We start from the raw sequence: 21,677 nt of genomic DNA on the forward strand, positions 1-21,677 counted from the left end.
TTGCATTTCAACGGTCGCATCACCGATGAGTTCGCTGCGGCCCAATTGGAAAAGCCATGCGGTCTTTGACAGTTTGGGCAGGGTCTTGCAACGAGAAGCTTGGCGAATTTTGCCGCTGGCGGTCTGTTGGATGAAGGGGCTTGAGGGAAGGCAAGCGATGCTGCAATCCTTAGCGCTTGACCGCACCAAACGGGTCGCCCGCCTTCCAGGCCGGCATCGTCTCGGCATTGCCAATCGAGCGCCCCAAGGTCAGCGTGTACTGCGCTTGCTCGCGCATGCCTGAGAGGTCCCAGCTGGGGTCGTAGCGGTCGCTGCTTTGGTGGTAGCGCTGGCCGTAGGCGGCGCGCTTGGCGGTCTGCGCGGCGACGTCGCCCTGGTATTGGCTGCCGCTGCTGACCGAAAAGGCCGGCACGCCGGCTTTGGCGAAGCTGAAATGGTCGCTGCGGAAGTAGTAGCCGCCGACGTCCACGCGCGGCGGCGCGATGCTCAGCCCCATTTGTTCGGCCACCTGCGCGGCCACAGCGCCCAAGTCGCTGCGCTCGGCGCCATGGGCACCGATGTCGCGGGTGCGGCCGACAAAGTTCAGGGTGTCCAGGTTCAGGTTGGCCGCCGTGCGCACCAGCGGCCAGAGCGGCTGCTGCGTGTACCAGGCACTGCCCAGCAGGCCTTGCTCCTCGGCCGCCACCCACAGGAACATCTGGCTGCGCCGCGCCGGCTGAAGCGCGGCGGCCTGCGCCATGGCCAGCAGGGCGGCGGTGCCCGATGCGTTGTCCACCGCGCCGTTGAAGATCTGCGTTTCGCCGCTCGCATTCGTCGTCTTGCCGAGGTGGTCCCAATGGGCGGTGTAGATGAGCAACTCGTCCTTGAGTTTGGGGTCGCTGCCCGGTACCAGGCCGGCAATATTGAATTGCTCCAGGCGGCGCAGTTCGGTGTGCAACTCGCCTTGCAGGCGCAGACCCAAGGGTACGGGCATGAACTCGCGCGATTCGGCTTGTGCGCGCAAAGCGTCCAGGTCCAGGCCGGCGCTGGCAAACAACTGCTGGGCCGCCGGCTGGCTGATCCAGCCCTGCAGGGGCAGGCCGAGCTTGCCGCCGTCGAGCTGGAACTGCTCGCTCAAAGCGCCTTGGCTGACCACGCTCCAACTGCTCAGCGTAGAGGCCTCGGTGTGCAGCACCAGCACGCCCTTGGCGCCGCGGCGCAGCGCCTCCTCAAATTTGTAACCCCGGCGACCGTAAATCGTCATGGCCTTGCCGGCAAAGCGGCCGGGTTCGGCCTCGGTGGGGTAGGGATCGTTGGCCAGCACGATCAAGACCTTGCCGCGCAAGTCCAGGCCTTTGAAGTCGTCCCAGCGCTCCTCAGGCGCGCTGATGCCGTAGCCGGCAAACACCAGCTCTTCGCCAAAGGCATTCATCGCCTGGCCATTGCCGCTGCCATAGACCCAGTCACTGCCGAACTTCAGCGCAGGCATAGGACCGCTCTTGCTGCCACCTTCGATGCGCAGCTGGCTTTGCGCTTGGAGCGTTTTTGTGCCCAGCAGGCGCACGGCTTGGCGGTAGCTGCCGCCGGGTGCAGCCGGCTGCAGACCCAGCACCTTGGCCTGCGTTTCCAGATAGGCGACAGTCAGCTCGCCGCCGCGCTGGCCGGTGCCGCGGCCTTCGAATAGATCAGAGGACAGCAAGGCCAAATGGGCGCGCAGCGGCACCTCATCCACGACAGGGCCAGCGCTTGCGGCGTTCTGCGCCCAAGCAGGCCCCGTCAAGGAGAGGGCTGCGGCCAGGCTGAAAAGAAGGGCGTTGAAGCGCATGATCCGTGCAGGTTTGCCGCTAGGGCGAAGCCGGCATTAGACACTGCGTCGATAGTCCGCTTCGCGCGGACTATCCCCTAGTCCAGGCGAACTTCGCGCCCGCTCAAACGCTTGGCCAGGCCGCTCGCCATCCTGGCGGCTTGCCCATAGACCGACACCTGCGGGTTGGCGCCTATGCTGGTGGGGAAGACGGAGCCGTCATGCACGGACAGATTGCTCAGCTGCCAATGCTGGCCGTCCGGCCGCACCACGCCGCGGCCGGCGTCGGCTGCCATGCGGCAGCCGCCCATCACATGGGCGCTGCCCACGGTGGTGAGGAAGGGTTTGTACGGCAATTTGTTGATGGCGTCCTTGGCCTCGGCCCAAGAGCCATAGTCGCGTGTGAGCTCATGCACGGGGCGCACGGTTTTGGCGCCGGCGGCGAACTGGATCTCGGTCATGCTCAGGTGGGCGCGGCGGGCGCCGTCGAGCAAGTAGGCATTCAGCGGGTAGTTCAGCTGCGGGCTGCCGTCGCTCTTCAAGCTGACCTGGCCGCCGCTTGATTCGGCATGGAAGCCGTCGCGCAGCAGGCCAATCATCACATTGGCATAGGGCATGAGCTGGGCGCGCTCGGCCAGCGTGGGGCCCACTCCGCCAAGATTGGTCATTGCAAAACCGGGGTGCACTGGTGCGACTTCCAACTTGTAGCCTATCGGCCCATCGACCGGACCTTGGTGCAGGAAATGATCCGAGAAGACGCTCAAGGGGGCGCCGGCCCAGCCCTCGACCGGCGCGGGCATTTGTGCATGATTGGCGACGGTGGGGTGCAAGAAGGTGCGCTTGCCGAGCAGGCTGTGCGGGTCGGGGGCGTTCGAGCGCAGCAGCAGCGCGGGCGAGTTGATCGCGCCGCCGGCGACGACGAAGTGTTTCGCCGTGATGCGCAGCTCCGGACCGTTAGGTGAGCCGTCCAGGCCGACCGGCAGGCAGATCAGCGCCTGCACGGTGTCGCCCTGCAGCGCCAAGCGCTGCGCGCGCGTCTGCACCAAGAGCGTGGCGCCCAGGTCCAGCGCGGAGGGGATGGTGGTGATCAGCATCGACTGCTTGGCATTGGTCGGGCAGCCCATGCCGCAAGAGCCCAGGTTCCAGCATCCCTTGACGTTGCGTTGCACAACCTTGCTCGAAATGCCCAGCTTGAGCGTGCCGCGCCGCAAGGCATCGTTATTGCCATTGGGCTCGGCCAACCAGTCGCTGATATTGAGGCGTTTCTCGACCTGCTCGAACCAGGGGGCGAGCTTGTCCGGGCTGCAGTCGCTCAGGCCGAATTCCTTGACCCATTGCGCCAAAGCGTCGGGCGGCGTGCGGAAGGAACCGGTCCAGTTGACCGTGGTGCTGCCGCCGACGCAGCGGCCCTGCAGGATGTTCATGGACTGGTCGGCGTTCTTGCGCCCGGCGCCTTCTTGGTACAGCTCCGCGTAGGCGGTGGCCTCGCGCTGTTTGAAGTCGGAGCTGGAGCGCAGTGGGCCTTCTTCAATGATGACGATCTTGAGCCCGGCCTTGGCCAGCAACTCGGCGGTGATGCCGGCGCCGGCGCCGCTGCCGATGATGGCCACATCGCAGTCCAGGCTGGCCGGCAGGGCGGCATGGCCTTGGCCTAACACCTTCCATCCACGTGCCAGGCCTGCTTTGATCGGGTCAGCGATAGAACTCATGGAATCTCTCTCGGTCCGGGGTAGCCGGTGCTGGCCCAATGCTCGGGCGCGGTGAAGAAGGCAATCGTGTTGAGGTCGCGCAGCGCGTGATAAATCTGCTGGCGCAAGTCCAGGCTGGATAGGCGCAATTCGTTCAGCAGTTCTTGAATCTCGGCCACGCTGGCCTTGGGCCAGTCTTGGCTCATGCCTATCAGTGCGAGGCGGCCGCCGCTGCTGCTCAGCAAGGCAAAAAGCTGCGAGAGTTCGGCCCGCACGGCCGCCGGATAGCCGCCGATATTGGCGTCCACCCGGTCCAGATGAGCTTGCAGGGCCGCGTCCCGGGCGGCCCCGGGCGCGGGCCAAAGCCCGTCCATCACGCTCAAAGCGACTGCGCGCATCAACTCGCGCGCAGACGGGCTCATATGCTTGTCTACCAGGCCCGGCTTGAGCAGCGCCATGCCGCCGCCGACAAGGCCCAGCAGCACGGCGCCGCCCAGGCCTAACTTCAAGAGGCTGCGTCTTTTCATACGATTTTCTTCAGCAGGTTCAAGAGCGTCGTGAAGGTCTTGCCATAGGGCGGATAGAACAGCTTGGTGCCGGCAAAACGGGCTTGACTGAAGACCGGCTTTTCCTTGCTGAAGGTGCGGAAACCCCATTCGCCGTGATAACTCCCCATACCACTGGCGCCGACGCCGCCAAAGGGTTGTTCCTCCTGGCCCAGATGCCAGATGCAGTCGTTGATGGTGACGCCGCCGGCATGGGTCTGCTCCATGGCATGCTGCTGCGCGGCCTCGTCTTGGCCAAACCAGTACAGCGCGAGCGGGCGCTCATGCTTGTTGATATAGGCCAAGGCTTCTTCAACCTGGGTGTAGCCCACGATGGGCAGCAGCGGGCCGAAGATTTCTTCGCGCATGACCGCCATCTCGTCTGTCACGTCGAGCAGCAGGTGGGGCACCAGCTTGCGGCTAGTCATCGTTTCCTGGTGGGTGGGCAGCAGGCGAGCGCCGCGCGACCTGGCGTCGCTCAGCAAGCCTTGCAGGCGGCTCAAGTGGCGCTCGGCGGCAATGCTGCTGTAGTCGGGGTTGCCTTCCAGCGTCGGGAACAGGCGCTGCATTGCTTTGACAATCGCTTCGGCCAGCGGCTCGACCATTTCTTTGGGCACCAAAAGATAGTCGGGCGCCACGCAGGTCTGGCCGGCATTGAGCAGCTTGCCGTAGGCCAGGCGCTCGGCGGTCAGCTGCAAATTGCAGCTGCGGTCAATCAGCGCGGGGCTCTTGCCGCCCAGCTCCAGCGTGACCGGGGTCAGGTTTTGCGCGGCAGCTTGCGCCACATGGCGGCCGACTGCGGTGGAGCCAGTGAAGAACAAATGATCAAAAGGCAGTTGGGTGAAGGCGCGGCCGACATCGGCGTCGCCGGTGATGACCTGCATCTCCTCCGGCGCGAAGAACTCGGCCACCATCTTGGCCATCAGCGCCGAGGTCGCCGGGGTCAACTCTGAGGGCTTGATCATGACCCGGTTGCCAGCGGCCAGCGCGGCCAGTGCCGGCGCCATCGCGAGGTAATAGGGGTAATTCCAGGGCGAGACCACGCCGACCACGCCGAGTGGCTGGCGCATCAGCCGGTTGCTGGCGGGCAGGTAGTGCAGCGCGGTTGGCATGCGGCGGGTGCGCATCCAGGCCTTCAGATGCTTTTGCGCATGTTTGACACCCGACTCGACCGTGAAGATATCGGCCAGCAGCGTTTCTTGAGGTGCGCGGTGGCCGAAATCGCTGGAGATGGCCGCCACCAGCGCCTCGCTGTACTTGGCCGTCATGGCCCTCAGGCGTTGCAGCCTGTCCAGGCGCACCGCCAGGCTCGGGTTCATCTCGGCACGGAAGGCGCTGCGCTGCAGCTCCAGCGCCAGGTGCAATCGTTCTTGCAGCGTTTGGTTCATCGGGTCTCCTGCTTGTTCTCTCAGTAGGCTAACCGCAATGCCCAGGCAGGCCAAGCGGAATGGCCCTTGACTAGGGAGCTGGGTCTAGAACAAAAACGGCTTCACCCGCGTCAACAAGCGTTCCACGTAAACGTCTTTTTCACCGACCGGTGCGGCGTAATGCAGCGCCTCGCGGGTGGCCGCTTCGCCGGCGCGCTTGAGCATCACCCAGGTGGCCAGGTATTGAGACGCCAGGCAGCCGCCGGCGGTGGCGACGGCGCCGCGTGCCTGAAAGGGCTCATCGATCACTCGGGCACCGGCCTCCACCACCCAGGGCTTGGTCGTCAAATCGGTGCAGGCCGGCATATCGCCCAGCAGGCCCAAGCGCGCCAGCAGCAAGGTGCCCGAGCATTGCGCGCCGATCAGCTGGCGCAAGGGGTCAAGTTGGAGGCGATCCAGCAACGCGGAGTTCTCGGCAATCGCCCGCGTGTAGATGCCCGATCCGAACAGCACCACATCGGCCTCATTGGCCCATTCCAGCGGGCGTTGCAACTGCACGGTAACGCCGTTCATCGACGTGACGGCGTGGCCGGGGCCGCACAGCTGCGCCGACCAGCCCAGGGGCCGAAGGCGGTTGAGCAGACCCAGCGCGATAAAGCTGTCCAGCTCGTTGAAACCATCAAAGCTCAGGATGGCGACCGAAACTGGGGAGCCTGGAGAGAGTGGATGGGGGGTGTCTTCACGCATGGTCGGATTGTGAACCGAGGACTACAGTGCGCGCCACACCAATTTATTTGCCCGCCATGTCCGCTTTCAGCCCTGACCCGCAAGAGATTCATACCGATACCCGCCGCTGGGCCTGGCTGCCGCCGGTCGGCTCGGCCGGCTATTACGCCTTGTTGGCCGCCATCGGCATGTTGGTGCTCGGGCCCTTGGGTGGCATCGCGGCCGCCTTCATGAATTTCTCGATCGGCTTTTATGTCGGGGGTCAGGTCTTGGCCGGCATCTTGGGCTCCGTCGTGACCTTTGGTTACGGCAGCGAGGGCAAGCATGGCGCCAATTACATACAGACCACCGCCGCTTCGGTGGCCGGCATGATGGCGATGAGCACCTTGATACAAGCGATGACCTGGATGGGCATGCCCCAGCCTCCCGCCTGGCAGCTGGTAACTTATATGCTGTGCATAGGCATGATGGCCGCTGGCATCGGCATGCTTTACACGCCCATCCTGGTCGAGCGCATGCAGCTGGTTTTTCCCTCGGGGCTGGCGGTTGCCAATATCCTGCGTGCGCTGACCGATCCGGTGCTGTTGCGCCAGTCGGTGTCGCGCTTGTTCGGCGGCATGGCGGCCGGTCTGGCAGGCGGTTTTGCTGCGGCCAAGGTTGCGGCGCTGGGAGCGATCGAGCTGTCGACCTCGACCTTTGGTGCGGGCTTGATCGTTGGCGCGCGGGTCGGCTTGCCGGCGCTCTTGGGTGGCCTGGTGTTCTGGGCGCTAGCGCCTTACTTCATCAGCATTGGCTGGCTCAAGGATGGCGAGCCCTTCCGAAAAATTGCATTCCTGATTGCACTGGGCATGATTCTGGGCGCCGCCGTGATCGATATGAGCTTGATCCTGTGGCGCGCCGTCGCGCGCTTGCGCGATCCGGGTGTGCGCACCCTTGTGCCCGAGGAGCAGCGCACAGGCCCGCGGGCCAGCCTGCCGCGCCTGCTGAGCTGGGTGGCGGTGTGGACGGTGGCCACGGTGGTGGCCGGCGTGCAGTTCTTCAATGAGCCGCTGATCTATATGTTGATCGCCGTGGCCTTGGTCTATGTGTTTGCCCTCGTCAACGGCATCTCGCTGGGCTTGACCGACTCGAATCCGATTTCTTCGGCCTTTGTGGTGACGGTCCTGATCTTGGCCGCGATCGGTTTGCGCGACCCTGTCCTGGGTCTGATGGTCGCCAGCGTGGTGTTCATCTCAAGCAGCGTGGCCGGCGATATGCAGCAAGACCGCTCGACCGGCTGGCGCTTGGGCACGAACCGGACGATTCAGTTCCGCTTTCAGGTGGCGGGCATCTTGCTCGGTGCCGTGCTCGCGGTAGCGATCGCACATGTCTTCATGGCGGCCTATCCGGTGCTGAAGCTGGACCAAACGGTGATGAGCGCCGAACAGGTGCCGACGCAATGGACCTCGGCGATGACCTATAAATTTGTCGGCGTGCTGAGCACCCTGACCGAGCCCAAGCCGTTTCAGACCACAGCGATTCTCTTGGGAATGGCGGTCGGCCTGGTGACCGAGGTCTTGCGCAAGTTGATCAAGTCCAACGCTGTGTATCGCCGTTATGTGGCCAGCGGTAAGCTCGGCTTCAGCGTCGACTTCTGCCTTGACGCGGTGTTCTTGCCCAGCCCCTATGCCTCGTCCTTTGGCGGCTTTGTCAACCTGCCGACCTCGGTCTGGTTCGCGGCCGGTGGCGTGGTGTCGAGTTTGATCAATACCTTGAAACCCAAGGCCAAGGCCAGCGAACTGGACTTGCCCGAGGACATGAGCAGTACCTCCTTGGTCGGAGGTGGGCTGATTGCCGGCGACGCCTTGGCCGCTTTAGGCCTGGGGCTCGTGGGCTTGGCGGCCTTGGTCTAAAGCGCTGAAACAAACCCGGTGTCGGGTTTGTTTCCTTCTTCAGTGCCTGAAGTGGCGCACACCGCTGAACACCATCGCAATGCCGCGCTCATTGGCGGCGGCGATCACCTCGTCGTCACGCATCGAGCCACCGGGCTGAATCACGCTGGTGGCACCGGCGTCAACAACCACATCCAGGCCATCGCGGAAGGGGAAGAAGGCGTCGCTGGCGACGGCCGAGCCGGTCAAGGTCAGGCCGGCGTTCTCGGCCTTGATCTTGGCAATGCGGGCCGAGTCGATGCGGCTCATCTGGCCCGCGCCGACGCCCAGCGTCATGCCGCCGGCGCAGAAGACGATGGCATTGCTCTTCACATATTGAGCGACGGTCCAGGCGAACAACAAGTCTTGAAGTTCTTGCGCCGAAGGCTGCTTGGTGGTGACGACCTTCAGATCGGCCGCCTTCAGGAAATGGTTGTCGGCGGTTTGCAAGAGGATGCCGGAGCCGACGCGCTTGCTGTCGACCGCGTTGCGGCCTTGGCTGAACGGCGTTGAGCCACCGGCCGGCAGCGCGATTTCGAGCAGACGCACATTCGCTTTGGCAGCGAAGATGGCGCGCGCTTCATCGCTGAAGGCCGGCGCCATCAAAACTTCGACAAACTGCTTGGCCACATGGGTGGCGGCCGCCGCATCGACGGGTCGGTTGAAGGCGATGATGCCGCCGAAGGCCGAGGTTGGGTCGGTCTTGAGTGCCTTGGCATAAGCGGCAGCGGCGTTCTCGGCCACGGCCACACCGCATGGGTTGGCATGCTTGATGATGACGCAAGCCGGAGCTTCAAAAGCCTTCACGCATTCCCAGGCGGCGTCGGCATCGGCGATATTGTTATAGCTCAGCTCTTTGCCTTGCAACTGCTTGGCGGTCACCAGGGAGCCGGGCGCGGGATAGAGGTCGCGGTAGAGGGCGGCGGTCTGGTGAGAGTTTTCGCCGTAGCGCAGATCCTGCACCTTGACGAAGGTGGAGTTCATCTGCGCGGGGTACTCGGCCAGTGAGCCATCATCCTGACGTGCGCTCAAGTAATTGCTGATCGCAGCGTCATATTGGGCGATGCGGTTGAAGGCGGCGACCGAGGCGGCAAAGCGAGTCTTGTCGCTGGTCTTGCCGCTGCTCTTGAGTTCTTCCAGCACTTGCGCGTATTGGCCGGCGTCGGTCAAGACGGTCACGTCTTTCCAGTTCTTGGCGGCGGAGCGCACCATGGCCGGGCCGCCGATGTCGATGTTCTCGATCGCGTCTTCCAGCGTGCAGCCGGGCTTGGCCACGGTCGCCTCAAAGGGGTAGAGATTGACGGCCAGGATGTCGATCATGGTGATGTCGTGTTGGGCCGCTGCCGCCATGTGCTCGGGCAGGTCGCGCCGGGCCAGCAAGCCGCCATGTACCTTGGGGTGCAGGGTCTTGACGCGGCCGTCCAGCATTTCGGGGAAGCCGGTGTGCTCCGCCACCTCGGTGACGGGCAGGCCAGCATCTGCGAGCAGCTTGGCGGTGCCGCCGGTGGACAGCAGGCGCACGCCCAACTTGTTCAGCGCGGTGGCGAATTCGAGAATGCCGGTCTTGTCGGACACGGAGATCAGGGCGGTCAGTTTGGACATGGTGTGCGGGGAGCTACTACGTTAGAAAGATGCGTTCGCGCGGGGGGAGTTGCGCTTGCTTGTGCTCGAACGGGCTAGAGCAATTTATGCTCGGTCAACTTGCGCCGCAGCGTGTTGCGGTTGATACCCAGCCATTCGGCGGCCTTGCTTTGGTTGCCGGCGGCGTGTTTCATCACCACCTCCAGCAGAGGTTTCTCGACCACTTGGATCAACATTTCATGCATCGAGTGCGGCTCCTCGCCGTCCAGGTCGCGGAAATAGGTTTCGAGGTTGTCGCGCACGCAGGCATCGATTGTTTTCGGGGTCATCATGCCTGTTGTCTCAATCTTTATTGCTTGTATTCATGGGGAGCTATTGTTCGAGCTTCTGGCAGCTTGGCAAGATAGGGCAAGCGCTGATAGGAAGCCCCAAGTGTGTCAAACCAAGCTTGCAAGGCCTTGACTTGCGCCGCGCTGCTCTCCAGCAGGTTCATTTCCTGGCGAAATGCTTCGCCACCGGGCAAGTCTGCGACGGCCCAGCCGATATGCTTGCGCGCGGTGCGCATGCCGGTCAGCTCGCCGTAGAGGCTGTAGTGATCATGCAGGTGTTCGACCAGCCAGTCGCGCGCCTGGGTGACGGTGGGTGCGGGCAGAGGCTCGCCGGTGGCCAAGAAATGGGCGGTTTCCGCAAAAATCCAGGGCCGACCCTGGGCCGCGCGGCCAATCATTACCGCGTCGGCGCCGGTCAAGGCCAACACATCCCGGGCTTTTTGCGGTGAATCGATATCGCCATTGGCGACCACCGGTATTCTCAGCGCCGCTTTGACGGCCGCCACGGTGGCGTATTCGGCTTCGCCCTTGTAACCCTGCTCACGGGTGCGGCCATGCACGGTGACCATGGCCACGCCGGCGCCTTCGGCAGCCAGGCTCAGGCGCAGGGCATTTTTTTCACTCGCACACCAGCCGGTGCGCATCTTCAAGCTGACCGGCACGCCATGGGCCGCCGCCGCCTCCACCACCGCCTCAATGATCTCCAGCGCCAGCGCCTCGTCCTGCATCAGGGCCGAGCCGGCCCATTTATTGCACACCTTCTTGGCCGGGCAGCCCATATTGATGTCGATGATCTGCGCGCCGCGCTCAATGTTGTAGCGCGTGGCTTCGGCCATCATGGCCGCGTCGGTGCCGGCAATCTGCACGGCGATAGGGCCGGCCTCGCCCTCGTGGTTGGCGCGTCGCGAAGTCTTCAGGCTGCTCCACAAGTCCTTGCGCGAGGTCACCATTTCGCTCACGGCGTAGCCTGCACCCATGCGTTTGCAGAGCTGGCGGAACGGCCTGTCGGTGACGCCGGCCATGGGCGCCACGAACAGATTGTTCGGCAGGAGATGGGGACCGATCTGCAGGACCGGTTGCTTGGCGGACATGGGGGAGGGGAGGGCTTTGCCTAAAAAAGAGGCAAAATTATACCTGCTCGGGGCAAGGCTGGGTAGCCAGCTCGCCCAGCGCTATCTGCCGCCCACCGAGCCTGCGCCGCCAGCCCTGCCCATAATGAGGGCCATGGAAGCCCATTTGGAATCATTGTTACGCAGCTTGTTTGTGCTCTTGGCCGTGCCGGAAGTGGGCTTGATCAGCGTGTTTTTGATTGCCTTGGTCTCGGCCACCTTGCTGCCCCTGGGTTCGGAGCCGGCGGTGTTTTTGGTGATCAAGGCTGACCCGGCCTTGTTCTGGCCGGCGATTTTGGTGGCGACGGCGGGCAACACCATGGGCGGCGCGATCAGTTGGTGGATGGGCTATGGCGCTGAGGCCGCCTATGAGCGCGCCACCCATCGCAAGCCTCCGAACCCCAGGGTTTTGGCCTGGTTTTCCCGGTTCGGCGCCAAGACTTGCTTGCTGAGTTGGCTGCCGGTGGTCGGCGACCCCATGTGTGCGCTGGCCGGCTGGTTGCGCCTGCCTTTTTGGCCCTGTGTGGCCTATATGGCCGTGGGCAAGTTCATCCGCTATGTCTTGATGACGGCGGCCTTGCTATGGGTATTCCCGGGGTCGGTATGAGTTTTGGGACGGCCGAGCTGGGCCGTCCAGCGTGGACAATGTCGGCTCCAACCTCCCAGCCCTTTGATGCCTACCGGCCATTGACCCCACTATGAGCACACCCGCTTACAACGATCTTTACCAGCGCCATCAACGCTTGCACCGCTTGGCGCACCTGCAGTCCATGGCGCAATGGGACCAGTCCGCCAATATGCCGTCCAAGGGCAATGAAGCGCGCTCGCTGGCGCTGGCCGAGATGGGCGGCATGCTGCATCAACTGGCGACCGAGCCACAGCTCAAGGGGCTGCTGGACGCCGCAGCGGGCGAGCCCTTGACCGCGGATCAGCGCGCCAATTTGCGCGAAATGCGCCGTGTCTGGATGTCATCGAACGCCTTGCCGCAAAGCCTGGTCGAAGCCAAGTCGCTGGCCAACTCGCGCTGCGAACATGCTTGGCGCACCCAGCGCCCCGCCAATGACTGGGCTGGCTACCTGCCGCTGCTGCGCGAATGCGTCAGGCTGGCGCGCGAAGAAGCGCGCTGCCTGTCCGAGAGCAGCGGCCTAGGCCTGTACGACGCCTTGATGGATCAATATGAGCCGGGCATGCGCGCGGCCGAAGTGGACCGGGTGTTTGGTGATCTGCGCAGCTGGCTGCCGCAGTTGATCAAGGATGTGCAGGCCAAGCAGGCCCAGGAGACCACGCTTCGCCCACAAGGTCCTTTCGCCAAAGAAGCCCAGCGCGCGCTGGGCCTGGCGGCCATGCAGTTGGTCGGTTTTGACTTCGAGGCCGGCCGCCTGGACGAGAGCGCCCACCCATTTTGCGGTGGCGTGCCCGAGGATGTGCGCATCACCACGCGCTACCGTGAGGATGACTTTTTGCCCAGCCTGATGGGCGTCATTCATGAAACCGGCCATGCCCGCTACGAGCAGAATTTGCCGCGCGAATGGCTGGGTCAGCCGCTGGCCAATGCGCGTTCGATGGGCTTGCACGAGAGCCAGTCGCTGAGCTTCGAGATGCAGCTCGGCAGCCATCCGGCCTTTGCCCAATTGCTGAGCCCCTTGGTAACCAAGCATTTGGGCGCGCAGGCCGCCTTTGAGCCGGCTAACTTGAATCGCCTGCTGACACGCGTCCACCCCGCTTTCATCCGCGTCGATGCCGACGAAGTGACCTACCCGGCCCATGTGATCCTGCGCTATGAGATCGAGCGCGCCTTGATCGAAGGGCAGATCGAGTGCGAGGACATCCCCGCGCTGTGGGATGCCAAGATGATGGAACTGCTGGGCGTGGACACGCGCGGCAACTACAAGGACGGCTGCATGCAGGACGTGCACTGGGGTTGCGGCCTGTTCGGCTATTTCCCTTGCTACACCTTGGGCGCGATGTATGCGGCCCAGTGGTTCGCCGCCATTCGCCGCAGCCGCCCGACGCTTGACGCCGACATTGCCGCCGGCAATCTGGCGCCGGTGTTCGATTGGTTGCGCAGCAATATCTGGCTGCAGGGCAGCCGCTTGGAAACGCCCGACTTGGTCAAGGCGGCCAGCGGTGAAACGCTCAACCCGGCGCATTTCAAGGCCCATTTGCAGGCCCGTTACTTGGCTTGATGCCGCGCGTTTGGTGAAGAAAAAAAGGGGAGCCCTTGCGGGTTCCCCTTTTCAGTTCTGAGCATTTCATTGACGCTGCTGGCCTCTACCCCGTTCACGCCTCTCAGAGCTTGTTTCTCATTGCTTGGATGCAATTCTGGCGGCTTGATCGGGCCTGCGCATCCCCATGTTCATAGGGGGTCGAACCGCCGAACGTGAACGGGTTCACGATGTAGGGCTGTGCTTGCTCTGCAGTGTTTTTAGCGTGCGGCGCAAATCGCGCAGCGCGGCCGCCATCCGGTGCTCACCCGGCTCGCCCAGCAGGCGCAGACTGGGGTCATCCAGAACCTCAGTGTTCAGCCGCAAGCCATGGCGCGCCAGTTGTTTGCCCAAATGCGGCGCGCGCTGCTTCAGCGCAGCACGGGTGCTTTGGTAGGCATGCTCGGCCAGATGATGACGCTGCGAGTAGCTGAAGGTGTTGGCCAGGAACATTTCGGCGTCGCGGTGATCGGGCTCGAACAGCAAGATGTCGGTTTCCGGATGGCTGTGTTCGTAGCGCTTGAAGCCCAGTTCCAGCCGCGAGTGGATCAGCGAGCGGAAGGTCTGGCTCAAGACCAAGGGCAGGCCACCGTCGACCAGGTGCGGGATGCGGGCACGTTTGGTGCGTGTCGAGTCGGCCGGGTCAGACTCATAGGGCACCAGCGGATTCAGGCAGATCAGCAGATCCAGGCCTTCTTGCAAGAGCACCGACGCATGCAAGGTCTTCTTCAGTGCGCCGTCCACATAATGCCGGCCTTCGATGGATACCGGAGGGAACAGCCCCGGCAAAGCAGCGCTGGCTTGCACGGCCTGCGAGATCGGAATGTGATCCCAGCCGGGCAGGCCAAAAGGCGTGGCCTCACCGCTGTCCAGATCGGTGGCCACCAGCACCAGGCGCTTTGTCAGTTGGCGGAAGTCATTGCTGCGGCCGGGGCGGCTGAACAGCAGCTTCAGTTGTGCGGCCAGGATTTCCCCGGACAGCAGTCCGGTCGGCAAGGCCGCACCCAGGCGTTCGAAAGAACCCAGCACCGAGCGGCCCTGTACCAAGGCGGCCCAGCTTGCGCGAAACAGCAGCTTGGGCAATAGCTTCAGGCGTGAGCGGTATTCGGCCCAGGCTGGCCGCAGCAACTCGGCCGGGTCGAAACTGTCGGGCGAGTAGTCGCGGTTTTCGATGAAGGCGGCGCACAAGTCGCGCGGGCTTATACCGTTGGCCAGGCCGGCGGCGATAAAGCCGCCCGCACTGACGCCGATAAAGCCGTCACATTCGGTGAAGGAGAGGCCGTCAATCGCCTCTTCCAGTGCACACAGCGCGCCGATTTCGTAGATGGCCCCCAAAGGCCCACCGCCTGCCAGCGCCAAGCCAATTCGCGGAGCCGTTTTGTCCTCAGGTTTCAAGCGATGGACCCAGGGTGGCTAGACTTAGGCGCGTGGCCGAACTCAGGACTCGACGGCCGCTGCGACGGTCTGCGCCACTTCGCTGGCGGCTGCTGCGGGAGCAGCTGCCTTCTTGGTGGCGGCCTTCTTGAACGGTGTTGGCACCGCTTTCGTTGCAGGCTTGGCGCTTGGCTTGACGGCTGCTTTCGGGGCGGCCTTCACAGCGGATTTGGCTGCGGCTTTCACGGCTGTTTTGGCGGGAGCGGCTTTTGCAGAAGCTGCTTTGACGGCGGCTTTAACGGGCGCTTTGGCGGGTGCTTTAACGGGAGCTTTGGCCGTGACCTTTTTAGCCGCCGGCTTTGCTGCTGGCTTCACTGTCGGCTTGTCAGCTGCCTTTGCTGCGGCCTTGGCGGCCTTTTTCGCCGGGGCCTTGATGCCCACAGCCGCGTTCAGCGCGTCGATGCTGGCGATCAACTCGGCCACATCCTTGGCCGAGGGCACGCCCAGGCGGTTCAGGGCGCGGGCGACGCGTTCCTCGAAGATGGATTCCAGCTTGTCCCAATGCTGACCTGCCTTATTGCCCACGCCGCCGGCCATATCGGTGACCTTGCTGGCCATGGCGCCGAGCTTTTCTTCGGCCGCAGACTGAGTCTTTTTCTGCAGGTGCAGGCCTTCCTTGACCAGCGCTTCAAAGACCTTGCCACCTTCGCCCTGCGCCTTGGCGAAGGCACCCAGCCCGGCGGCCCAGATATGTTGTGCGGAGTCCTTGATGCCTTGGGCAAGCTGGCTGTCCAGCAGGCCGGCCGGCAGGGCCGAGGCAAAGCCCGCGCTGGAAGCGGTGTTCTTCTTGGCTGCCATCTTCTGAAGCTTCTTGACCATGTCGTTCGTCCTTGGTGGTGGTGTGTTTGCACGGATCGCGCTTGGATGCCTTTCACTATAAATGCCATAGGCGCCGATGTGTACAGGGTTCCTAGTGAGTTCTCACCAGATCGGTCGCGCGAACTGCGGGTAATCGCGCATCAGCAAGCCCTTCCAGATGGTCAAGAATCCGAGCTAGACAAAGGAGACAAACATGCAGTATTTCGTCACCGGCGCGACCGGCTTCATCGGCAAGCGCTTGGTCAAGAAACTGTTGGCGCGGCGCGGCAGCACGGTTCACTTCCTGATGCGTGAGGAAAGCCGCGACAAGCTGCCCGAGTTGCTGGAGTTCTGGGGCCTGGCCAAGTCAGGCAAGGCTCGCGCGCTGCCAGTGTTTGGCGACCTAACCGGCAAAAAGCTCGGCGTGTCGGCGGCCGACCTGAAGGCCTTGAAGGGTCAGATCGACCATGTCTACCACCTCGCCGCCGTCTATGACTTGAAGGCCGACGAGGCCTCGCAGATGGCCGCTAACGTGGACGGCACGCGCAGCATGGTCGAGTTTGCGGCCGCTATCGAGGCCGGGCATGTGCACCATGTCTCATCCATCGCAGCCGCCGGCTTGTACGAAGGCGTGTTCCGCGAGGATATGTTCGACGAGGCCGAGGGGCTGGATCACCCCTACTTCAACACCAAGCATGAGAGCGAGAAGATCGTCCGGCAGGAGTGCAAGCGAGCCTGGACGGTCTATCGCCCGGCCATGGTGGTCGGTGACTCCAAGACCGGCGAGATGGACAAGGTCGACGGCCCTTACTATTTTTTCAAGCCAATTCAGCGCCTGCGCCAGATCTTGCCGCCTTGGCTGCCGTCGATCGGTCTGGAAGGCGGGCGGGTCAATATCGTGCCGGTCGACTTTGTCGTTGACGCGCTCGATCACATCAGCCATCAGACCCGCGCAACGGGGCGCTGCTTCCATTTGGTCGACCCGGTGGGCTACCGCGTTGGCGATGTGCTGGACATCTTCTCCAAGGCCGCGCATGCGCCGAAGATGAATCTGTTCATCAACGCCGCACTGCTGGGCTTCATCCCCAAGAGCGTGAAGAAGGGCTTGATGGCGCTGGCGCCGGTGCGGCGCATCCGCAATGCGGTGATGAAGGATCTGGGTCTGCCGGACGATATGTTCACCTTCATCAACTACCCGACCCGCTTCGATTGCCGCGAAACGGCCGCTGCGCTCAAGGGTAGCGGTATCGCCTGTCCGAATCTGCATGATTACGCTTGGCGACTGTGGGACTTCTGGGAACGCCACCTCGACCCCGATCTCTTCATCGATCGTAGCCTGCGCGGTGCTTGCGGCGGCAAGGTGGTGTTGGTCACCGGGGGTTCGAGCGGCATCGGCCTGGCTTCGGCTATCAAGTTTGCCGAAGCCGGTGCGATCACGGTGATCTGCGCGCGCGATGAAGTCAAGCTGGCTGAGGCAGTCGCCGAGATCCGCGCCGCCGCCGGTGCTGACGCCAAGATACACAGTTACTCGGCCGACATCTCCAACGAAGAAAGCTGCAAGGCGATGGTCGCCTGGCTGACCGAGACTTTCGGCGGTGTTGACTATTTGATCAACAACGCCGGCCGCTCGATCCGCCGCGCCATCGAGGGCAGCTACGACCGCTTCCATGACTTCGAGCGCACCATGCAGCTGAACTATTTTGGTTGCTTGCGTGTGACCATGGGCTTGCTGCCCGGCATGGTGGCCAAGCGCAAGGGCCATGTGGTCAATATCTCCAGCATTGGCGTGCTGACTAATGCGCCGCGCTTCTCGGCCTATGTGGCCAGCAAGGCCGCGCTGGATGCCTGGACGCGCTGCGCCTCGTCGGAGTTTGCCGACCAGGGCGTCACCTTCACCACCATCAATATGCCCTTGGTGCGCACGCCGATGATTGCGCCGACGCAGATCTACAAGAACGTGCCGACGCTGGCGCCGGAAGAAGCAGCCGATATGGTGGCACAGGCCTGCATCTCGAAGCCGGTGCGGGTGGCGACGAGGTTAGGTATCACGGGCGAGCTGCTGCATGCAGCGATGCCGCGCGTCGCGCAGATCGTCATGAACACGACCTTCCGCATGTTCCCGGACAGCGATGCGTCCAAGGGCGACAAGCTGGGCAAGAGCGGCAAATCGCAGCTCTCACCCGAGGCGATCGCGATGCAGCAGATGATGAAGGGGATTCATTTCTGATTTGGCAAGGCGGCGTGGCCGCCGCTGCTGTCAGTGATGCCAGACCAGCAAGCGGGTCCCACCGGCATCCAAATTGCTGATGGCAATCGATCCCATCGAGTTGCCGGCGTTGTAAGAGCCAGCGCCGGCGCTCAAGAGATCGGCCAGGCCGACTTGCATGTTCAATTTGGCGGCGCCCATGGAAACCTGACTGCCGCCTTGGCCGTCGTAGCCGCTTTGCAAGGCGCCGCTCAAGCCTGCGGCCTGGATGGCGGCGGCAAATTCGGCCGGCGAGAGTTTGGATTTGGTGGCCGCCAGCTTGTCGCTGCCCAGCAGGTCCAGCAGACCCGGCAGCGACATGCCCAGTGATGCGGCGAGCAGAGGGCCGGCTTGCGCGCCGCCATTGACCGAGCGCATTTCCTCGTCGCCCAGCGCTTGTGGTGCGGCCAGCGTCGGCGCGGCGCAGGCCAAGGCCGCAGCAGCCAAGAGCAGGCTGCGGGTCAGAGTTTTGGCGCTGGCTGTGAACATGGCGATACCTCGGCTGGCTTGTTGCGGGGCCAACACTTGGCCCGTTGACGCAATTCTCAAAGCAGCATCGGTCGCTGAACAGGCCCCAGCGGTCACGCAGGCGCCTGATTCGTGACATAGGCGGCAAGCCGCTGGCTTTGTTGGCGCGGCTTCTTTGTTGCCCGCTTTGCAGGGCCTTGTCGACCCGTGACGGAGTTGGCATGCCACCGGTGACGCAGGTTTTAGAGCGCCTCGGCCAGGGGCAGCACATTGACGCGTCGGGACACTGCGCTGAGTGCGATCAGGTGCAGCATCTCGGTGACGGTGGTGCAGCAGTCTGAAAGGATGCTGACCTTGGCGTAGCGCTCGGCCGCCTTGGAGATGGCGGTATGGGTGACGCAGTTTTGCGTCATCATGCCGCAGATCAGCAGCTCGCTAACGCCTAATTCGTTCAGAGTCTGCGTCAAGGTGGTGTCGTCAAAGGCGTCGGCAAAACGCTTGATCACCAGCGGCGCCTGCGCTGCGGCGGCCAGCACGCGCGGGTGTGTCGCGACGCCGGCACTGTCCGCATTGAAGAACGGGGACGGGCCCTTGGCCGGATCGGCAATGTGCTGCACCAGGATCACCGGTATCTGCGCCGCCCGCGCTTTGTGGATGGCCGCTTCGACCTGCGTCAGCACGCCCTCGGCATGGTGCAGCGGGTAGTTGCCGCCAGGGAAATAGTCCATTTGGACGTCGATGACGATCAGGGCTTGCGCATGTTTCATGGGGAGTGGTCTCGGTTGAGGTGGTGAATCGATGGGCAGATTGTTTCAATCGACAGGCCTTGGAGCCAGTGGCCTGAAAGCCATTCATCGATAGAGTTGGGCCAAACTCCTGTACCCTCGGGGCGATGAAGAAGACCCACCCGATTGCCGTTCTGGCCTTTGATCAGATCAGCCCCTTTCACCTGGCCGTGCCCTGCGCTGTGTTTGGCGAGTCGCATCCGGGCGCGCCGCCGTTTGAGCTGCGGGTCTGCGCCGCCGAGCCGGGCAGCTTGATGACGACGGCCGGCTTCGGTCTGAGCTTGAACGCCGGTCTGGAAGCTCTGAAGGGCGCACGCACCGTCATCGTGCCGAGCTGGCGCGACCCGCAGGAGCGCCCGCCGCAGGCGCTGCTCGACGCGCTGTACCGGGCACACCAGGCCGGCGCGCAGCTGGTGGGCCTGTGCCTGGGTGCTTATGTGCTGGCCGAGGCCGGCTTGCTCGATGGGCGGCGCGCGACCACGCACTGGGCCTATGCGCAGGACTTTGCTGCGCGTTATCCGCAAGTGGCCGTCGACGCCGATGTGCTCTATATCGACGAGGGCGATGTCTTGACCTCGGCCGGCACTGCCGCCGGTATTGATGCTTGCCTGCATTTGCTGCGGCGCCAATATGGCATCGGGCCGGCCAATAGTGTGGCGCGGCGCCTGGTGGTGCCGCCGCATCGGCAGGGCGGGCAGGCGCAGTTCATCGAGCAGCCCTTGCCGGAGACGGCGCGTGATACCCGCTTGGCCGCAGTGATCGAGCGTGTGCGCGCCGATCTGGGGCAGGCACATAGCCTGGACAGCTTGGCTGACAGTGTGGCCATGAGCCGTCGTAGCTTCACGCGGCACTTTCGCCAGCTCACAGGCACGACCGTCGGCGCCTGGTTGCTCAGTGAGCGCCTGGCGCGTAGCCAAGTGCTGCTGGAGGGGAGTGATCAATCGGTCGAGCAGATCGCCGAGTTGGCAGGTTTTGGCTCAGCGGTGTCGCTGCGGACGCATTTCCGGGCCACGTTTGGCGTGTCGCCGACGGCCTGGCGACAAACCTTCCGGGGCGCCTGATTGATGGCACCGGCTGGCTTTGACTTGAGCCGGTCACATGGCTGAGGAGAATGGGCGCAGGGAGCCTGCACAGAGTATTCAATCGTTCAGCAGGGCGGGGTGATGGCGAGAAAAAATCTGATGTCGGTCTGGACCCGCAGCCTGCAACGCAGCTTCGGGCAGGCGGCGCGCAGCCAGATGCAGGCGGGCGCGAAGGCGCTCAAGCAGTCGATCAAGAGTGTGCAAGTGGCCCACGCAAAACGTGCGCGTGCGCCGGGCGGCCCGGGTGACTGGCTGCCCGGCGTCAGCATGGGCGCAGGCGGCGCCCGCCAGTTTCGGGTTTACCGGCCCCCCGGCGTGCTGCCGGGGGAGCGCTTGCCTTTGTTGGTGATGCTGCATGGTTGCGGCCAATCGGCCAGCTCCTTTGCGCAGAGTTCGCGCATGAATGCGCTGGCGGCGCGCGAGCGCTGTCTGCTGCTGTACCCCGAGCAAGATCTCGTTGCCAATCCGCAAGGCTGCTGGAACTGGTTTGCTACCCGCTCCGGCAAGGCGCAGGCGGAAGTGGCGCTGATCATGCGGGCGATTGATCAGGTCTGCCTGCTCTATCCGGTGGACCCAGAGCGCGTGGCCGTGGCCGGCATGTCGGCCGGCGCCAGCATGGCGGCCTTGTTGGCAACGCAGCACCCCGAGCGCTTCAAGGCGGTGGTGATGCATTCGGGGGTGCCGCCGGGCGAGGCGCATTCAAGCTTGACGGCCCTGGGAGCAATGCATGGCCGGCGCAAGCTAGGCCATGCAAATGCCAAGGCAGAGCCAAAGCCTGGCGGCAGGGGCGGCGTGGCGTGGCCGCCTCTGCTGCTGATCCATGGCCGCCAAGACAGCGTCGTGTCGCCCGACAATGCGCAGGCTGCCGTGCAGCTCTGGTGCGCGGCAGCGCGGCTGAGTGCCGTTGCCGCCGCTGGCGATGTTGATGTTGATGTTGATGTGAAAGTCGGCCCAGCGCGCCGCAGCCAACGCGGCCAGCGTTATGCGATGACGACGACCGACTACAAACTCGGCGCCCGCACCGTGGTGAGCTGGGTGGAGGTCGATCGTTTGGCCCATGCCTGGAGCGGCGGCGCCAAATCGCAGGCCTTCAGTGACCCGCTTGGGCCCGATGCTTCGCGCATGGTTTGGCGCTTTGTACTCAAGCAGTTCAGCGCAGCAAAGTGACGATGGTGACCACCAGCGTGCCCAAACCGAGGTTGAAGGCCAACCAGTTGCGGATTTGGGCCAAGGCCTGGCCGCCGGCAGCCCAGTCCTCGGCGCCGACGCTGCGCGAGAGCTTTTTGTAAAGCGAGAACTTGATGTGCATAAAGATCGCCACCATCACGCTGCCCAGCAAGGCCATCACGGTCCAGGCCAGCGGCATCTGAAAGACGCCGCCCGACTGCACCACTTGTTTGGCCACTCGGCCCAGCATCCACACGCCGCTGCCCAGCACCAAAAGTGAAGCCCACAACGTGGCTTTGAAAAAACGGCCCATGACGGCGTGCATCAGGCGCACTCGCACCGGCGCTTCGAGCTGCGCGGCGGCCGGGCGCAAGAAAAAGTAGCTGAAGCACATGCCGCCCAGCCAGACGATGATGGCGAGCAGGTGCAGGGTCTTGAGAAGGGCGTAGATCATGG

At 63.7% G+C, this 21,677-nt stretch carries 19 protein-coding genes; 6 read left to right on the forward strand and 13 right to left on the reverse strand.

Annotated elements, in window-relative coordinates:
• Positions 1-169 precede the first annotated feature (169 nt).
• From PRZ03_RS10290 to PRZ03_RS10310, 5 genes are all read right to left on the reverse strand, one after another.
• Complete coding sequence (locus PRZ03_RS10290; RefSeq protein WP_273600225.1) at positions 170-1,804, reverse strand: M28 family peptidase; 1,635 nt, start codon at positions 1,802-1,804, stop codon at positions 170-172.
• Positions 1,805-1,881: 77 nt separating this feature from the next.
• Positions 1,882-3,492 (reverse strand): GMC family oxidoreductase, encoded by a 1,611-nt coding sequence (locus PRZ03_RS10295; RefSeq protein WP_273600226.1) that lies wholly within the window; start codon positions 3,490-3,492, stop codon positions 1,882-1,884.
• On the reverse strand, positions 3,489-3,998 hold the full coding sequence (locus PRZ03_RS10300; RefSeq protein WP_263534578.1) for a hypothetical protein: 510 nt from the start codon (positions 3,996-3,998) through the stop codon (positions 3,489-3,491). The genes PRZ03_RS10295 and PRZ03_RS10300 overlap by 4 nt, the downstream gene beginning before the upstream one ends.
• Positions 3,995-5,404, reverse strand: coding sequence for a coniferyl aldehyde dehydrogenase (locus PRZ03_RS10305; protein ID WP_273600227.1), 1,410 nt, complete (start codon positions 5,402-5,404; stop codon positions 3,995-3,997). Before PRZ03_RS10305 ends, PRZ03_RS10300 begins: the two co-directional genes overlap by 4 nt.
• 84 nt (positions 5,405-5,488) lie before the next feature.
• Positions 5,489-6,130 (reverse strand): DJ-1/PfpI family protein, encoded by a 642-nt coding sequence (locus PRZ03_RS10310; RefSeq protein WP_263534576.1) that lies wholly within the window; start codon positions 6,128-6,130, stop codon positions 5,489-5,491.
• A gap of 56 nt (positions 6,131-6,186) precedes the next feature.
• On the opposite strand from PRZ03_RS10310, the gene PRZ03_RS10315 reads away from it, so the two are divergent.
• A complete protein-coding gene (locus PRZ03_RS10315; RefSeq protein ID WP_273600228.1) occupies positions 6,187-8,001 on the forward strand; it encodes an OPT/YSL family transporter in 1,815 nt (604 codons plus the stop codon).
• A gap of 39 nt (positions 8,002-8,040) precedes the next feature.
• Here the strand turns inward: PRZ03_RS10315 and purH are convergent, their stop codons facing one another.
• The 3 genes from purH to dusB all read right to left on the reverse strand — a co-directional run bounded on the left by purH (position 8,041) and on the right by dusB (position 11,020).
• Complete coding sequence (purH, locus tag PRZ03_RS10320) at positions 8,041-9,621, reverse strand: bifunctional phosphoribosylaminoimidazolecarboxamide formyltransferase/IMP cyclohydrolase (RefSeq protein ID WP_273600229.1); 1,581 nt, start codon at positions 9,619-9,621, stop codon at positions 8,041-8,043.
• A 74-nt stretch (positions 9,622-9,695) separates the two neighbouring features.
• Positions 9,696-9,929 (reverse strand): Fis family transcriptional regulator, encoded by a 234-nt coding sequence (locus PRZ03_RS10325; protein ID WP_263534774.1) that lies wholly within the window; start codon positions 9,927-9,929, stop codon positions 9,696-9,698.
• 20 nt (positions 9,930-9,949) lie between these two features.
• Complete coding sequence (dusB, locus tag PRZ03_RS10330) at positions 9,950-11,020, reverse strand: tRNA dihydrouridine synthase DusB (protein WP_273600230.1); 1,071 nt, start codon at positions 11,018-11,020, stop codon at positions 9,950-9,952.
• A 133-nt stretch (positions 11,021-11,153) separates the two neighbouring features.
• Here dusB and PRZ03_RS10335 point away from each other — a divergent pair, with 133 nt between their 5' ends.
• Both PRZ03_RS10335 and PRZ03_RS10340 read left to right on the forward strand, forming a co-directional pair.
• Positions 11,154-11,645 carry a YqaA family protein gene (locus PRZ03_RS10335; protein WP_273600231.1) on the forward strand — a complete coding sequence of 164 codons (492 nt, stop codon included), beginning with the start codon at positions 11,154-11,156 and terminating at the stop codon, positions 11,643-11,645.
• Between the two features lie 91 nt (positions 11,646-11,736).
• Positions 11,737-13,224 carry a carboxypeptidase M32 gene (locus tag PRZ03_RS10340; protein WP_273600232.1) on the forward strand — a complete coding sequence of 496 codons (1,488 nt, stop codon included), beginning with the start codon at positions 11,737-11,739 and terminating at the stop codon, positions 13,222-13,224.
• 204 nt (positions 13,225-13,428) lie between these two features.
• On the opposite strand, the gene PRZ03_RS10345 is transcribed toward PRZ03_RS10340, so the two are convergent.
• Together PRZ03_RS10345 and PRZ03_RS10350 are read right to left on the reverse strand one after the other, a co-directional pair.
• A complete protein-coding gene (locus PRZ03_RS10345; protein WP_273600233.1) occupies positions 13,429-14,637 on the reverse strand; it encodes a patatin-like phospholipase family protein in 1,209 nt (402 codons plus the stop codon).
• A gap of 42 nt (positions 14,638-14,679) precedes the next feature.
• Positions 14,680-15,495 carry a phasin family protein gene (locus PRZ03_RS10350; RefSeq protein ID WP_338109604.1) on the reverse strand — a complete coding sequence of 272 codons (816 nt, stop codon included), beginning with the start codon at positions 15,493-15,495 and terminating at the stop codon, positions 14,680-14,682.
• Positions 15,496-15,688: 193 nt separating this feature from the next.
• Between PRZ03_RS10350 and PRZ03_RS10355 the strand changes: the two genes are divergently transcribed.
• Complete coding sequence (locus PRZ03_RS10355; protein WP_263534569.1) at positions 15,689-17,701, forward strand: SDR family oxidoreductase; 2,013 nt, start codon at positions 15,689-15,691, stop codon at positions 17,699-17,701.
• Between the two features lie 30 nt (positions 17,702-17,731).
• Here PRZ03_RS10355 and PRZ03_RS10360 read toward each other — a convergent pair whose 3' ends face one another.
• Both PRZ03_RS10360 and PRZ03_RS10365 read right to left on the reverse strand, forming a co-directional pair.
• On the reverse strand, positions 17,732-18,208 hold the full coding sequence (locus tag PRZ03_RS10360) for a hypothetical protein (RefSeq protein ID WP_273600234.1): 477 nt from the start codon (positions 18,206-18,208) through the stop codon (positions 17,732-17,734).
• Between the two features lie 221 nt (positions 18,209-18,429).
• The gene (locus PRZ03_RS10365) at positions 18,430-18,954 is read right to left on the reverse strand and encodes an isochorismatase family protein (protein ID WP_263534567.1); all 525 of its coding nucleotides are present in this window, start codon (positions 18,952-18,954) and stop codon (positions 18,430-18,432) included.
• A 125-nt stretch (positions 18,955-19,079) separates the two neighbouring features.
• Between PRZ03_RS10365 and PRZ03_RS10370 the strand changes: the two genes are divergently transcribed.
• Both PRZ03_RS10370 and PRZ03_RS10375 read left to right on the forward strand, forming a co-directional pair.
• A complete protein-coding gene (locus PRZ03_RS10370; protein WP_273600235.1) occupies positions 19,080-20,033 on the forward strand; it encodes a helix-turn-helix domain-containing protein in 954 nt (317 codons plus the stop codon).
• Positions 20,034-20,135: 102 nt separating this feature from the next.
• Positions 20,136-21,221 carry an extracellular catalytic domain type 1 short-chain-length polyhydroxyalkanoate depolymerase gene (locus PRZ03_RS10375; protein ID WP_273600236.1) on the forward strand — a complete coding sequence of 362 codons (1,086 nt, stop codon included), beginning with the start codon at positions 20,136-20,138 and terminating at the stop codon, positions 21,219-21,221.
• Here the strand turns inward: PRZ03_RS10375 and PRZ03_RS10380 are convergent.
• Complete coding sequence (locus PRZ03_RS10380; RefSeq protein ID WP_273600237.1) at positions 21,205-21,675, reverse strand: CopD family protein; 471 nt, start codon at positions 21,673-21,675, stop codon at positions 21,205-21,207. The two genes, PRZ03_RS10375 and PRZ03_RS10380, sit on opposite strands and share 17 nt — an antisense overlap.
• Positions 21,676-21,677 lie beyond the last annotated feature (2 nt).

The sequence above is a fragment of the Roseateles albus genome (genome assembly GCF_028595345.1).
Lineage (GTDB): Bacteria > Pseudomonadota > Gammaproteobacteria > Burkholderiales > Burkholderiaceae_C > Paucibacter_A > Paucibacter_A albus.

Excerpts from the sequence above, each read along its gene's own strand:
- PRZ03_RS10290 (WP_273600225.1), bottom strand. The coding sequence starts at position 1,804 with ATGCGCTTCAACGCCCTTCTTTTCAGCCTGGCCGCAGCCCTCTCCTTG.
- PRZ03_RS10295 (WP_273600226.1), bottom strand. The coding sequence starts at position 3,492 with ATGAGTTCTATCGCTGACCCGATCAAAGCAGGCCTGGCACGTGGATGG.
- PRZ03_RS10300 (WP_263534578.1), bottom strand. The coding sequence starts at position 3,998 with ATGAAAAGACGCAGCCTCTTGAAGTTAGGCCTGGGCGGCGCCGTGCTG.
- PRZ03_RS10305 (WP_273600227.1), bottom strand. The coding sequence starts at position 5,404 with ATGAACCAAACGCTGCAAGAACGATTGCACCTGGCGCTGGAGCTGCAG.
- PRZ03_RS10310 (WP_263534576.1), bottom strand. The coding sequence starts at position 6,130 with ATGCGTGAAGACACCCCCCATCCACTCTCTCCAGGCTCCCCAGTTTCG.
- PRZ03_RS10315 (WP_273600228.1), top strand. The coding sequence starts at position 6,187 with ATGTCCGCTTTCAGCCCTGACCCGCAAGAGATTCATACCGATACCCGC.
- purH (WP_273600229.1), bottom strand. The coding sequence starts at position 9,621 with ATGTCCAAACTGACCGCCCTGATCTCCGTGTCCGACAAGACCGGCATT.
- PRZ03_RS10325 (WP_263534774.1), bottom strand. The coding sequence starts at position 9,929 with ATGACCCCGAAAACAATCGATGCCTGCGTGCGCGACAACCTCGAAACC.
- dusB (WP_273600230.1), bottom strand. The coding sequence starts at position 11,020 with ATGTCCGCCAAGCAACCGGTCCTGCAGATCGGTCCCCATCTCCTGCCG.
- PRZ03_RS10335 (WP_273600231.1), top strand. The coding sequence starts at position 11,154 with ATGGAAGCCCATTTGGAATCATTGTTACGCAGCTTGTTTGTGCTCTTG.
- PRZ03_RS10340 (WP_273600232.1), top strand. The coding sequence starts at position 11,737 with ATGAGCACACCCGCTTACAACGATCTTTACCAGCGCCATCAACGCTTG.
- PRZ03_RS10350 (WP_338109604.1), bottom strand. The coding sequence starts at position 15,495 with ATGGTCAAGAAGCTTCAGAAGATGGCAGCCAAGAAGAACACCGCTTCC.
- PRZ03_RS10355 (WP_263534569.1), top strand. The coding sequence starts at position 15,689 with ATGCAGTATTTCGTCACCGGCGCGACCGGCTTCATCGGCAAGCGCTTG.
- PRZ03_RS10360 (WP_273600234.1), bottom strand. The coding sequence starts at position 18,208 with ATGTTCACAGCCAGCGCCAAAACTCTGACCCGCAGCCTGCTCTTGGCT.
- PRZ03_RS10365 (WP_263534567.1), bottom strand. The coding sequence starts at position 18,954 with ATGAAACATGCGCAAGCCCTGATCGTCATCGACGTCCAAATGGACTAT.
- PRZ03_RS10370 (WP_273600235.1), top strand. The coding sequence starts at position 19,080 with ATGAAGAAGACCCACCCGATTGCCGTTCTGGCCTTTGATCAGATCAGC.
- PRZ03_RS10375 (WP_273600236.1), top strand. The coding sequence starts at position 20,136 with ATGGCGAGAAAAAATCTGATGTCGGTCTGGACCCGCAGCCTGCAACGC.
- PRZ03_RS10380 (WP_273600237.1), bottom strand. The coding sequence starts at position 21,675 with ATGATCTACGCCCTTCTCAAGACCCTGCACCTGCTCGCCATCATCGTC.